This window comes from Rhodobacterales bacterium HKCCA1288 (genome assembly GCA_015693905.1).
GTDB lineage: Bacteria > Pseudomonadota > Alphaproteobacteria > Rhodobacterales > Rhodobacteraceae > M30B80.
The window spans coordinates 2323475-2336109 of record CP065161.1 but is presented as its reverse complement, the minus strand read 5'-3'; the positions used below and the strand labels follow the sequence as shown (position 1 = coordinate 2336109).

General features: G+C 55.7%; 11 protein-coding genes. 2 read left to right on the top strand and 9 right to left on the bottom strand.

What is annotated here, in order from left to right; translation table 11 throughout:
• The first annotated feature begins 63 nt into the window (after positions 1-63).
• Positions 64-1740 carry a formate--tetrahydrofolate ligase gene (locus I3V23_11515; protein ID QPI85174.1) on the top strand — a complete coding sequence of 559 codons (1677 nt, stop codon included), beginning with the start codon at positions 64-66 and terminating at the stop codon, positions 1738-1740.
• A gap of 105 nt (positions 1741-1845) precedes the next feature.
• The gene (gene folD / locus I3V23_11510) at positions 1846-2739 is read left to right on the top strand and encodes a bifunctional methylenetetrahydrofolate dehydrogenase/methenyltetrahydrofolate cyclohydrolase FolD (protein ID QPI85173.1); all 894 of its coding nucleotides are present in this window, start codon (positions 1846-1848) and stop codon (positions 2737-2739) included.
• Here folD and pdeM read toward each other — a convergent pair.
• Genes pdeM through I3V23_11465 form a run of 9 tightly spaced genes read right to left on the bottom strand, consistent with a single transcriptional unit; the run spans position 2729 to position 12556 of the window.
• A complete protein-coding gene (pdeM, locus tag I3V23_11505; protein QPI85172.1) occupies positions 2729-3403 on the bottom strand; it encodes a ligase-associated DNA damage response endonuclease PdeM in 675 nt (224 codons plus the stop codon). The two genes, folD and pdeM, sit on opposite strands and share 11 nt — an antisense overlap.
• Positions 3404-3444: 41 nt before the next feature.
• Positions 3445-5850, bottom strand: coding sequence for a ligase-associated DNA damage response DEXH box helicase (locus tag I3V23_11500; protein QPI85171.1), 2406 nt, complete (start codon positions 5848-5850; stop codon positions 3445-3447).
• 42 nt (positions 5851-5892) lie between these two features.
• Positions 5893-6384, bottom strand: a complete 492-nt coding sequence (locus I3V23_11495; GenBank protein QPI86813.1) for a prepilin peptidase — start codon at positions 6382-6384, stop codon at positions 5893-5895.
• Positions 6385-6395: 11 nt separating this feature from the next.
• Complete coding sequence (locus tag I3V23_11490) at positions 6396-7244, bottom strand: hypothetical protein (GenBank protein ID QPI85170.1); 849 nt, start codon at positions 7242-7244, stop codon at positions 6396-6398.
• Positions 7245-7290: 46 nt separating this feature from the next.
• Entirely contained in the window at positions 7291-7860 is a 570-nt protein-coding gene (locus I3V23_11485) for a tetratricopeptide repeat protein (GenBank protein QPI86812.1), read from the bottom strand.
• A 4-nt stretch (positions 7861-7864) separates the two neighbouring features.
• Positions 7865-8842, bottom strand: coding sequence for a type II secretion system F family protein (locus I3V23_11480; GenBank protein ID QPI85169.1), 978 nt, complete (start codon positions 8840-8842; stop codon positions 7865-7867).
• 15 nt (positions 8843-8857) lie between these two features.
• Positions 8858-9826 (bottom strand): type II secretion system F family protein, encoded by a 969-nt coding sequence (locus tag I3V23_11475; protein QPI85168.1) that lies wholly within the window; start codon positions 9824-9826, stop codon positions 8858-8860.
• Between the two features lie 26 nt (positions 9827-9852).
• Positions 9853-11271, bottom strand: coding sequence for a CpaF family protein (locus I3V23_11470; protein ID QPI85167.1), 1419 nt, complete (start codon positions 11269-11271; stop codon positions 9853-9855).
• A gap of 13 nt (positions 11272-11284) precedes the next feature.
• Positions 11285-12556, bottom strand: coding sequence for a pilus assembly protein CpaE (locus tag I3V23_11465; protein QPI85166.1), 1272 nt, complete (start codon positions 12554-12556; stop codon positions 11285-11287).
• Positions 12557-12635 lie beyond the last annotated feature (79 nt).

The window sequence follows — 12635 nt, the reverse complement described above, 5'->3', positions numbered from 1 at the left end:
CTATAGTCGCGCTGAATTCGACCTTTTTTCTCAACCCCAAACTATGAATGGGACACGCGCATCATGGCCTTCAAAACCGACATCGAAATCGCACGCGCCGCAAACAAACAGCCAATCAAAGACATCGGCGAAAAGCTGGAAATCCCATATGAGGCGCTGCTGCCCTATGGGCACGACAAGGCAAAAGTGTCTCAGGATTTCATCAACAGACTTGAGGGCCGCGACAATGGCAAGCTGATCCTTGTAACAGCGATCAACCCCACCCCTGCGGGCGAAGGCAAAACCACCACCACGGTGGGGCTTGGGGATGGCCTTTGTGCAATTGGCAAAAAGGCCGCGATTTGTATCCGCGAAGCCTCGCTTGGGCCAAACTTTGGTATGAAGGGTGGTGCAGCTGGCGGTGGCTTGGCGCAAGTTGTCCCAATGGAAGAAATGAACCTGCATTTTACAGGCGATTTTCATGCGATTACGGCGGCGCATAACCTGCTCTCTGCGATGATCGACAACCATATCTACTGGGGCAACGAGCTGCAGATTGACGAGCGCCGCGTGGTCTGGCGCCGTGTTCTCGATATGAACGACCGCGCATTGCGCGATGTTGTGACCTCGCTTGGCGGTGTGTCCAACGGCTTCCCACGGCAGACCGGGTTTGACATCACAGTGGCCTCCGAAGTGATGGCCATCTTGTGCTTGGCAGATGATTTGGCGGATTTGCAGCGCCGTTTGGGCGATATGATCGTGGCCTATCGCCGTGACCGCAGCCCGATTTACGCACGCGACATCAAGGCCGATGGCGCAATGACTGTTCTGCTCAAAGATGCCATGCAGCCAAACCTCGTGCAGACCCTCGAGAACAACCCCGCTTTTGTGCATGGTGGCCCCTTTGCCAATATCGCGCATGGCTGTAACTCGGTCATTGCCACCAAAACCGCGCTGAAATTGGCGGATTATGTGGTCACCGAAGCGGGCTTTGGTGCGGATCTGGGCGCTGAAAAATTCATGAATATCAAATGCCGCAAAGCAGGGCTTTCGCCCGATTGCGTGGTCTTGGTTGCCACTGTGCGGGCCATGAAAATGAATGGCGGCGTTGCTAAGGCTGACTTGGGCACAGAAAATGTTGAAGCGGTCAAAAAAGGCTGCCCAAACCTTGGTCGCCACATTGAGAACCTCAAAGGTTTTGGTGTTCCTGTGGTTGTCGCAATCAACCATTTCTACAGCGACACGGATGCCGAAGTCGCCGCCGTTCAGGACTATGTGAAATCACTGGGATCTGAGGCCATCTTGTGCCGCCACTGGGCAGAAGGATCAAAGGGGATCACCGACCTTGCGACCCGAGTGGCGGAATTGGCGGATAGCGGCTCTGCTGCCTTCCAAACGCTCTATGCCGATGACATGCCACTGTTCCAAAAAATCGAAACAGTGGCCAAGCGGATTTATCGCGCGGATGAGGTTTTGGCGGATCAAAAAATCCGTGATCAGCTCAAAGCATGGGAGGATGCAGGCTATCAAAACCTGCCCGTCTGTATGGCAAAAACACAATATAGCTTTACCACAGATCCAAACCGCCGCGGCGCACCAACAGGCCATTCCTTGCCCGTGCGCGAAGTGCGTCTTTCGGCAGGTGCAGGGTTTATCGTTGTGATCTGCGGCGAGATCATGACCATGCCTGGCCTGCCGCGCGTCCCCAGTGCGGAGAATATCCGCCTGAATGATGCAGGCGAGGTTGAGGGGCTGTTCTAAGCGCCTTTTTCAATAACGCGATCCCCGCCCGTTGCAGCAGTAACGCGGTGGGGATATGTGCCTTGTCAACAGACCGAAAAACGACCCCGAATAAGGAATGACGCCATGACCGCCCATATCATTGACGGCAAAGCTTTCTCAGCCAAAGTTCAGCAAATGGTGACTGACCATGTGACCGCAATGAAAGCAGATCATGGCATCACCCCAGGCCTTGCTGTGGTGTTGGTCGGCGAAGATCCTGCAAGCGAGGTTTATGTGCGCTCAAAAGGCAAGCGCACAGTTGAGGCGGGGATGAATTCCTATGAACACCGCCTTGATGCCACAACCTCGCAGGCGGAACTGCTGGCCTTGATTGATCAATTGAACGCGGATCAATCGGTGCATGGTATTTTGGTGCAATTGCCCCTGCCTGACCACATTGACAGCGCGCTTGTGATCAATGCGATTGACCCTGCGAAGGATGTGGATGGGTTCCATATCTCGAATGTGGGTCTGCTTGGAACGGGGCAAAAGTCCATGGTGCCCTGCACGCCATTGGGCTGCTTGATGATGTTGCGCGATCATCACGGCAGCCTCTCTGGCCTCAACGCTGTGGTTGTTGGGCGCTCGAATATTGTGGGCAAACCTATGGCGCAACTTTTGCTTGGCGACAGCTGCACTGTCACCATCGCCCATTCCCGCAGCAAGGATTTGGCCGCAATTTGCCGTAGCGCAGATATTCTGGTGGCCGCTGTCGGCCGCCCCGAGATGATCACGGGTGACTTCGTCAAAGAGGGGGCTACGGTGATTGATGTGGGCATCAACCGCATCGCCACCCCTGAGGGCAAAACGCGCCTTGTCGGCGATTGTCATTATGACAGCTGCGCGGCCAAAGCCGGCGCGATCACCCCTGTTCCTGGCGGTGTCGGGCCAATGACCATTGCCTGCCTTTTGGCCAATACGCTCACCGCCTGCGCGCGCAGCCATGGCTTGCCCGAGCCCGAAGGGCTTACCGCTTAAGCGGGATCATGACAGGCGGCTGTCCCAAAACGATGGCCGCCGCATCTGCCCCCAACAGCCCCGCAAAGACGGGATCATCGGCCCAAAGACCGCCCGTATAAGCCCCAAATGCGGGCAAGATCAGGCGCTGTGCATCCATCAAAAACGCAGCGCGCGACAGGCTACGCCCACGCAAAGCCACGCGCATTTTTGGATGATAATGACCTGAAATCTCAAACTGCCCTTCAGGTAAATCAGCCCGCGCGATATGGCGCAGGATAAAGGGCGGCGTTTCAAATTCATCCAGATGTTCGCCCGAAAGATTTACAGGGCCTGCATCATGATTGCCCAAAATCCAAACCCATTTGCGCCCTGCTTGGATTGGCCCTAAACGCCGCGCCAAATAGGGCGAGAGGTTCCGCGCGGCCTCTAGGTCGTCAAAACTATCCCCCAGACAGATCACCACAGCGGGATCATAGGTGGCAATCTCTTCTGTCAATCGCGCAAGGGTTTCGGGGGTGTCATAGGGCGGCAATAACCCTGCACCACGCCGCGCCATCCGTTCAGATTTTCCCAGATGAAGGTCGGACACGATGAGAACATCCGCCTTTGGCCAATAAAGCGCGCCTTGCGGCGTAGCCAAAAGGCGTTCCATGCCAAACTGAAATTCAAGATGGGCTTGCATCGCCTATAGATGCGCCAAGCCAAAGACAGGGGCAAGTCCTCTCACCTGTGACCAAGCGCGGCTTGGGGCAGGAATTTTGCGGCTTCTTCCTCCAACAGACGTTGATCGGCAGAACCATGGACAGGGATGCGCCCCGCCTCAAGCAACAAGGGCGCTGCAAATGGGCTGACGCGGGGCAGCGCGATATGGTCAATACGCCCGCCTACGCGGGCCAACATTTCATCAATGCGACCAAAATCGACCAAACCCCGCAACGCATCACGGCGCGTCATCTCAAGTAAGATATGGTCGCTGTCATATTTGCGCAGCGTGTCATAAAGGATATCTGACGAAAACACAGCCTGCCGCCCTGTTTTCTTGGTGCCGTTCACGCTGCGCTCGATCAGCCCAGAGATCAACGCAACCGCCTTGAAACTGCGCTTCATGACGGCGTTTTCTGACAGCCACCCTTCAAAGGCCGCACGCAATAAATCAGGCGCAAAGAGCGGCCTTGGATCAGCTATGGGATCAAGCCCCCAAATCAGCGTGGCATAATCATTGGCCACAAAGCCCATAGGGGCGAGACCCAGTTGATCCATGCGATGGGTCAGAACAAGGCCAAGGGTCTGCTGTGCATTGCGCCCCGCAAAACCATGCACACAAAGATGTGCGCGGCCCTCATGGGGGTAGGTTTCCACCAGCAATCGGTCACGCTGCGGCAAGCGGGACAGCCGCGTCTGATAATCCAGCCAGTCGGCAATATGGGCGGGCAAGCCCGACCAATCGCCACTTTCCAATCGCGCCAAAATGCGATCAGAAAGTTGCAGCGAGGTTGCGAATTTCGTGCCCATGAATGTTGCAATTTTCGGCCGCTTTTGCGGGCTTGGGCTGACCTCAACCACCAATTCGCGCATACCCTCATAGCGCACGATCTGCCCCCCGATGAGGAAACTGTCACCTTGGCGCAATTGCGCGGCAAAGTTTTCTTCAACCTCGCCCAAAGGTGCCCCGCCGCGCCGTTTGGCCATGCGCACTTTCAACCTGTCGGTTTCGATAATCGTGCCAATATTTTGGCGGATGCGCGCCGCACTGCGTGGATCTCGCAAAGCTAGCGTCCCATCGGGCCGCGTGACCAGTCTTTGCCAGCGATCATAAGCGCGCAGCGCGTAGCCACCTGTCGCGCAAAACTCCAAGGCGCGGTCAAACTCGGCACGGGTTACTCCCGCATAGGGCGCGGCTGTTGTGATCTCGGCATAAAGATCATCGGGTGCAATCGGCCCTGCACAGGCAGAGATCAAGATATGCTGGCACAGAACGTCCAACCCGCCCTGACGGATGGGGTCATCTTCAAGCCCACCATCGCGTACCGCCTCAAGCGCCGCTTGGCATTCGAGATATTCAAAGCGGTTGGCGGGCAAAATACGCGCCTTAGATGCAAGATCAAAGCGGTGCCCCGCGCGCCCGATACGTTGCACAAGGCGCTTAACCTCTTTGGGCGCACCGATTTGGATCACCAGATCAACATCGCCCCAGTCGATCCCCAGATCGAGACTGCCTGTGCAGACGATTGCGCGCAGGCTGCCCTCACTCATCGCGGCCTCGACCTTAGCGCGGGCCTCGCGCGACAGCGCGCCGTGATGGATGCCAATCGGCAGGGTGTCCTCATTGGCCTGCCACAATTCATGGAAAAACAGTTCGGCATTTGCGCGGGTGTTGTGAAAAATCAGCGTAGCGCGATGGCGTTTAATCTGGTCATAGACCGCCTGCACGCCATATCGCCCGCCGCCCCCCGCCCATGGGGGCGGGATATCCGCCTCAAGAATGGCGATATCGGGCGCGGGGCCTTGCGGCGCGGTAATGATCTCAGCCCCGCCGTCAGGCGCCAAATAGGCCGCGATTTGAGAGGGCTCTTTTACTGTGGCGGACAAACCCACACGGGTCATCTGGGGGGACAACCGCGCAAGCCGCGCGAGACACAACATCAGTTGATCGCCCCGTTTGCTGTCAATCAGCGCATGAATTTCATCGAGAATAACCCGCTTCACCGAGGCAAAAATTTTATCCGCCTCAGGATAGGACAATAACAGCGCAAGCGATTCAGGCGTGGTCAGCAAAATCTGAGGCGGGTCAGCGCGTTGGCGCCGCCGCATATGGGCCGATGTATCACCCGTTCGATCCTCAATACGAATATCAAGGCCCATCTCGGCAACAGGGGTCTGAAGATTGCGCCTGATATCTGCCGCAAGCGCCTTAAGCGGCGAGATGTAGAGCGTGTGCAGCCCTTGTTTGGGTGCATGGATCAAATCCACAAGCGAAGGGAGAAAGCCCGACAGGGTTTTGCCCGCGCCCGTGGGGGCGATCAAAACCTGCGCAGGTGATGTCGCGCGCAGCATCGCGCGCTGATGCGGGTGCATCTGCCATCCGCGCGCAGCGAACCAATTGTCAATTTGGGCAGGCAATGCGTCCATACCCCGATCATAGGGCGGCCCGCCTGCCCGTCCAATCAAAGATCAGATTTGCGCCGCGCCTAAGGCAAGATAAAGGATCAATGTGCCCGCTAAGGCCACGCCCATAGGAAACAATTTGCCAGCCTCCCAACTGGCCCATGTTGCGGTAGCCTTGCGGATCAAGGTGATTTTGCCCGCGATACGATGCACCAACCACGACGCCAACAAAACGCCTGCAAAAAGAACCAAAAATTGCAGCCCATCCCCTTTGGCGATGAACAGGGACAAAGCGGCTGCAAATTTTGCATCCCCCGCCCCAATGGCAATCGGGCCGATTGTGGACATCAAAAACCCAACAACCAAAACCCCCAAGGCCCAAACCCAACGCATGGCGTAAACCTCAAGCGGTAATAGAAACAGTCCCGCAACCGCGAAAATCGCAATTAGGATCAGCACTGACAGATTTGGAATGCGCATTTGGCTCAGGTCTGTCCAAGTCACATAAAGGCACAACGGTGCGGTCAGGATTAAAAAAACCAAAGCCTCAATCTGCATCAAATGTGTCATTAGTTGCGAACCCCGCTGTCTAAGGCGCGCTGTGTTGCGACAGCGGCCTCGAAATATTGTGGATGGGTATCAATGGCCTCAGCCAGCAGGCCACGGCCTAGATCAATGCGATCCTGTCGAATGGCCGCCAATGCCATCGTATAGAGAAGCTGTGCGCGCTCCACTTGGGTCATATTGACAAGCGGAAGGGTAAACTCACCTTGTGCGGCGCGCGCCAGCACAAGGTTATTCTTTGCTGTGAAAACACTTGGATCATAGGCAATCGCCTCGGTGAAGAGGCGCTCTGCCTCGGCGTGATCGCCGCGGGTCAGCTTGGAATAGCCCCAATTGTTTAAGACCGATGCGGGGCGTGTCGTCATCCCCGCTGCAGTCTCATAAAACGCATCAGCACGGCCCCAATCCTGCGCATAATCGGCCAACATGGCCTCAAGCCTGTAGCGTTCATAGGTTTCATAGGTCGGCGGCACTTGATCCAAAACGCTGCGTGCCTCATTCCACTCCCCCGCGCGGATCAAGGCTTCGGCAAAGCCAACCCGATCTTCATCAGACACTTCGGGATGGGCCAAAACCTGCCGCCATATCACGACCCCTTCCGCCGCACGCCCCGCCCGTGTCAGACTTTGCGCAAGGCCACGGCGCGCGCCAATATCGTTGGGGTTTTCCGTGGTTTGGCGTGAAAAATAGCTGATTGCATCTTCGGGGTCTGCCGAGGTCAGCATGATCGACTCTAAATTCGCGGCACCAATGGCCTGCGCCGCTTGATCGGGCTGTTCCGATTGGACAAGGCAGGCCGCCAAAAGCGGGCATGCCAAGCCAAGCAAAAGCCACCGAAACGGGGACAGACGCATTCTGAAATCCAATCACAACTGCTCGGGCGCGCTGTAATTGAGGGCCTTAAGGGGTTTGCAGCAATTCGTAACGACCACCACCCCGGCGCACCAACTCAAACGCGTCATTATTTATATCTTCATGATATACATTATTTTCCATCATTTGGATAGCCAAGCGCAAATTTTCTCGCAGCGGGGGGGATTTGCCGCCATCAAGGGCAAAAGCGGTCTCAAAAACACGGCGGGCTTGGCCAAAATCGCCACGCTCCATCAAGACAACACCAAGGTTGTTCCAAGCCGCGGCAAATCTCTCGTCCAGTTCAATGGCCTGTCGTAGCCCTTGTTCCGCTTGGCCTAAACGCCCCAACCGCAAGTTGGCCGACCCAATCGCGCTGAGGACATCGGCCGTCATGCCCTGATCGGAGGCCGCCCGATAATAGGCGCGCAAGGCCAGTTCATATTCGCCCGCCTCCATCAACCGATGGCCCACTATCAACCCATCCACCGACTGTCCCGCGGGGTCGATGACCGCGCGCGCTTCACCAGTTGCAAGCGGGTCACGCATGGGATCACCGCATCCTGCAACCAAGGTCAGGGTCAGAATGGTGATGAAACTGACCTTCGCGGCCCGCATCGCCTTAATTACCACCACTGAAATTCTGCAAAATATCGTAAATCGCAGGCCCAACGAGGATCAACAACAAGGGCGGCAAACAAAAAACCATCGTGCCCAATGTCAATTTCGTGGGCAGCTTATTGGCTTTCTCCTCAGCCCGCATCACGCGCTTGTCACGCATCTCATCAGCATAGACACGGATGGCCTCAGAAATCGAAGAGCCAAAGCTGGTCGATTGGATCAGGGTGGTGACAAAGCTACGCACATCTTGCAAATCCACCCGATGCGCAAATTCACGCAACACGGTGGCGCGGTCTTTGCCCGCTTTTAATTCATAGGCGACAATTTCTAGCTCATCGGCCAAGGCAGGATAAGCAGAGCGCAATTCTTTTGAAACGCGCACAATGGCCTGATCCAGAGATTGCCCCGCCTCAACACAAACAAGCATCAAATCCAATGTGTCAGGGAAACCAAGCTCGATTTCTTCCATACGGGATTGTAGCCGTTTGGTGACAATATAGCGGGGCAGCATGTATCCCAGAGCGCCGGGGATAACCACGCTGAGGGCAACAGCTTGGATCGATCCACCGCTGAAGAACAATCCATAAATAAGCCCTACGACCAAACCACCGACACCCAAAGCAAATTGCGCGAAATGGAAATTGCGCACCGCATCGCGATTGCGATAGCCCGCACGCACCAGTTTTAGGCGGGTTGCATCCAATTCCTTGGCATCGGTCGGCTCTAGAAATTGCTTGTAGCGATCAAGGCGGTTGTCGGTGTTCGCGATCCGCAACGCGCGCTTTTCGCCTTCCACGGGCTTTTCCGCGACACCGCGCAAATCGAGTTTCCCAAAACGATCCTTTGGCTTGATGAGAAGCACAGGCAAGGCAACAGCGATCAGAGCCACGCCCACCATGCCCAAAAGGGCCATAACACCCAGATCACCCACAAAATTCTCAACTACACGCGAGAGATCATGCCAGATTTGATTGATCATCTTTGCGCCCCCCCCTCAAACCTTGATGTTGACCATGAGTTTCATGAAAAACACGTTCACCGCCATCAGGACAAAAACCGTGATTGCACCAGGGATAAACAGGCTGCTTTGTTGAACGCCGTCAAAATAATCGGGCTTCATTAATTTGGTGGCCCCCAACATCAGCGCGGGGAAGCTCGATAGGAATTTTCCCGAAAACTTTGCCTCCGCCGTGATGGCCTGCACGCGGCGGAACAATTTAAACCGCGCGCGAATGACCTTTGCCAAACCATCAAAAACATCCGCAAGATTGCCCCCAGAACTTTGCGAAATTGAGACGGACACCGCCAGAAAGCGTAAATCCTGATTATCTAAACGATCGGCTAAATCCGCCAAACCTTGCGCCACATCACCACCATAGGCGGCTTCATCGGCAATCAGTCCCAGTTCGGTGCCAAGAGGGTCAGGGATTTCTTGGGTGATGGCAGCAAGGGCGGCACTGAACGGGTGCCCAACGCGCAAACTGCGCACCAACAATTCGACCGCATCGGGCAATTGTTCTTCAATCAGCTTAATGCGCGCCTTGGCCTTGTTTGAAATGAAACTATGCACCGCAACCGCGCCGCCAATCAGGCCCACGGCCAATTTAAGGACAAACGCCGCTTCGGTTAAGATGCTCAATGCAGCAAAAATGGCGACCGCAATGCCCAAAATCGCCATTACCAGAACCTTCAAAGTCAGGTTCAAATTTGCACGGCGACTGAGCAACAAAAGGCCGCTCAAAAACGGGATTTTTCCTGTGCGGCTTTGCTTGTTGATCTCTTTACGCAGCGTGGTCAGCACATCTTGGCGGGTCTTTCCTGCCTCAAGCATCGCCATACGGCGATTAAACTTGCTGGCTTTGGTCAAGGTCGCACCAAAAACTACCAAATAGAGCCCGCCCACGAACAAAAGCGTGCCAAGGAAAAGCCCGATATAGATCAGCGTTTCGACATTGAATTGCATGGTCTTAATCCCTTTCCATCGCTGGTCTAAACAGCGGGTTCGTAAATCTCTGGCGGCAGCTCATAACCCCATTGGCGGAACCGCTCCGAGAAATGCGAGCGCACACCACAGCCCGTGAAGCGCCCAATGATTTTTCCATTGGGCTCTAGACCAAGGCGCTGATAACGAAAGATTTCTTGCATCGAGACCACCTCGCCCTCCATCCCGGTGATCTCGGTGATGGACACCATGCGGCGGCTGCCATCTTGCAGTCTCGAGGCCTGCACAATCAGGTTCACGGCGCTGGCAATCTGCGCGCGCGCAGCCTTGAGCGGCATTTCAATCCCTGCCATGGCGATCATGTTTTCCAAACGGCTGACCGCATCGCGCGCGTTGTTTGCGTGGATCGTGGTCATAGATCCGTCATGGCCTGTGTTCATCGCCTGCAGCATATCGATCACCTCCTCACCACGGGTTTCTCCCACGATGATGCGATCAGGCCGCATCCGCAGCGCGTTGCGCAGACAGTCACGTTGCGTTACTGCACCCTTGCCCTCGATATTGGCGGGTCGGCTTTCCATGCGGCCCACATGCACCTGCTGAAGCTGCAATTCAGCCGTATCTTCGATAGTCAAGATGCGCTCTTTATTGTCGATATAGGAGGACAGCGCATTAAGGGTCGTGGTTTTCCCCGACCCCGTCCCGCCCGACACAATCACGTTAAGGCGCGTGGCCACGGCCGCCTCAAGATATTTTGCCATGTCGTCAGAAAATGCGCCGAAATTGATCAGATCCTCAATTTTCAACTTTTCCTTCTTGAATTTACGGATCGACACGAGGCTGCCATCGACCGCGACAGGTGGCACCATGGCGTTAAATCGCGATCCATCCTTTAGGCGCGCATCCACATAGGGGGTCGACTCGTCTACGCGGCGCCCCACGGCCGACACGATCTTGTCGATGATGCGCATCAGATGCTTTTCATCCTTAAAGCGCACGGGGCTAAGTTCCAATCGACCGCCCCGTTCGACAAACACACGGTTCGGGCCATTCACCAAAATATCCGCGATACTGTCATCGCGCAAAAGTGGTTCTAGCGGCCCAAGGCCCATCACCTCGTCAAACAATTCGTCTTGAATGGTTTGGCGATCTTCGCGGTTCAGCAAAACCCCCATCTCCGCCAGTTCTTCGGCGGCGATTACATTGATTTCGGCGCGCAATTCCTGCGGTTGCGCCGTATCAAGTGCGGCAAGGTTGAGGTTGTCCAAAATGCGGTGATGCAACTCGCCCGTCAATTCATCCAGCCGCGCGCGGCGTTTCATGTCGCGCTCTTGTTCGAGGGGTTTTGCAGAGATGGGCGGTGGCAGAGGTGCCGCGGCCTGTAGAGGCTCCACTTTTTCCGCACCGCTTGCGCGCGCGATTGGGGCCACACCATCCATTTGTGGTTTTTTGTAACGTGAGAACATAACCTACCCCGTCCTATGCAGCTGTCGCCGTCTGCACCAAACCGCCATGAAGGCTGGTGGCGATTTTTTGAATTTCGCGGCGCAATGGATTTTTGCGCGCCCCAATGGCCAAGGGTTCGCCCTGATCGCAGGCGCCTGCGACCTGCTTGCCGCCATCAGGCAGCAAGGTCTTGATGGAAACGTCCAAACTCTCTGCCAGACGTTTGATCCGTGACTTGCCGTTCAAATCTGTCAGCCCCGGCGCGCGGTTTAGAATGAATTTCACCCGGTCAATCGGCAGACCTTCGCCGCGCACAAGCCGCGCAAAACGCAGTGCATTTTGGGCCGAGCGCATCTCCAATTCGAGAACGGCGAAATAGATATCCACCTCGTTCAAAATCGCATCACTCCACCCCGTCAAAGCAGAGGGCAGATCAAGGATGACGAGATCAAAATTCTTGCGTGCGAGGGAAATCAAGGCGCGCACATCATCTGGCCCAATCAAATCCAAGGGCAGAATATCGGCGGGTGCGGTGAAAACTGACAGCTTGTCACGATACCCCAGCAGTGCTTGGCAAAATGCGTCACTGTCCATGCTCTGCAAATCTGATAGGATTTCTACGATCATCTCGCGGCGGGGCAGATCCAAGAGGGTCGCCACATTGCCAAATTGCAAATCCAAATCAATGACACAGACCCGTGGCGCGACCGCCCCCTTTAAGGTTGCATCAATGGTGGCCATTTCCCACGCCAGATTGACCGCAAAGGAGGTCGCCCCCACCCCCCCTGCAAGGCCATGCACCGCAAAGACAGACCCACCCAGATCTGATGGGCCCGCCAATGTGCGCGCCGTTTGTGGTGCCTGCCCCGACTGCGCAGTTGGACTTGGTGCCGTTAAGACCCGCGTCACGGCATCCTTCAACGCGCCATCAGGCAGGGGGTAAGGCACAAAATCATCGGCACCGAGTTTCAAGAATTGGTGCAACATGGCGGGGCTTACATCACCTGCAACAAGCAAGACCCGAATCCCGCGCCCTTTGGCGCGGCGGATGATCTCAGCCACCACAGCAATATCTTCCTCATCGCGATGACTGACCGCGACAGTGATCAATTTCAGGCTTTGCGCCTCAGGTTGCCCAAAATATTCCACCGCATCGGCAAAGCTAAGATCCCCCCATTTATCCCCCCAGAGGTTCTCCATATCCTCAATCAAGAGGTCAAAATGATAGACATCCCGTGCGACCGTGCAGGCAAGGGGCGGCTCAAAAGCCTGCTTTGAGGTTCCAAGTTCCAAATCCGCGCTCATCTGTTCACTTCCAACTGAACGAATATCCCGTTGACATCGTGGTTTGGGGGCCAAACCAGACGGGACATCACGACATACC

Excerpts from the sequence above, each read along its gene's own strand:
- I3V23_11515 (QPI85174.1), top strand. The coding sequence starts at position 64 with ATGGCCTTCAAAACCGACATCGAAATCGCACGCGCCGCAAACAAACAG.
- folD (QPI85173.1), top strand. The coding sequence starts at position 1,846 with ATGACCGCCCATATCATTGACGGCAAAGCTTTCTCAGCCAAAGTTCAG.
- pdeM (QPI85172.1), bottom strand. The coding sequence starts at position 3,403 with ATGCAAGCCCATCTTGAATTTCAGTTTGGCATGGAACGCCTTTTGGCT.
- I3V23_11500 (QPI85171.1), bottom strand. The coding sequence starts at position 5,850 with ATGGACGCATTGCCTGCCCAAATTGACAATTGGTTCGCTGCGCGCGGA.
- I3V23_11495 (QPI86813.1), bottom strand. The coding sequence starts at position 6,384 with ATGCAGATTGAGGCTTTGGTTTTTTTAATCCTGACCGCACCGTTGTGC.
- I3V23_11490 (QPI85170.1), bottom strand. The coding sequence starts at position 7,244 with ATGCGTCTGTCCCCGTTTCGGTGGCTTTTGCTTGGCTTGGCATGCCCG.
- I3V23_11485 (QPI86812.1), bottom strand. The coding sequence starts at position 7,860 with ATGCGGGCCGCGAAGGTCAGTTTCATCACCATTCTGACCCTGACCTTG.
- I3V23_11480 (QPI85169.1), bottom strand. The coding sequence starts at position 8,842 with ATGATCAATCAAATCTGGCATGATCTCTCGCGTGTAGTTGAGAATTTT.
- I3V23_11475 (QPI85168.1), bottom strand. The coding sequence starts at position 9,826 with ATGCAATTCAATGTCGAAACGCTGATCTATATCGGGCTTTTCCTTGGC.
- I3V23_11470 (QPI85167.1), bottom strand. The coding sequence starts at position 11,271 with ATGTTCTCACGTTACAAAAAACCACAAATGGATGGTGTGGCCCCAATC.
- I3V23_11465 (QPI85166.1), bottom strand. The coding sequence starts at position 12,556 with ATGAGCGCGGATTTGGAACTTGGAACCTCAAAGCAGGCTTTTGAGCCG.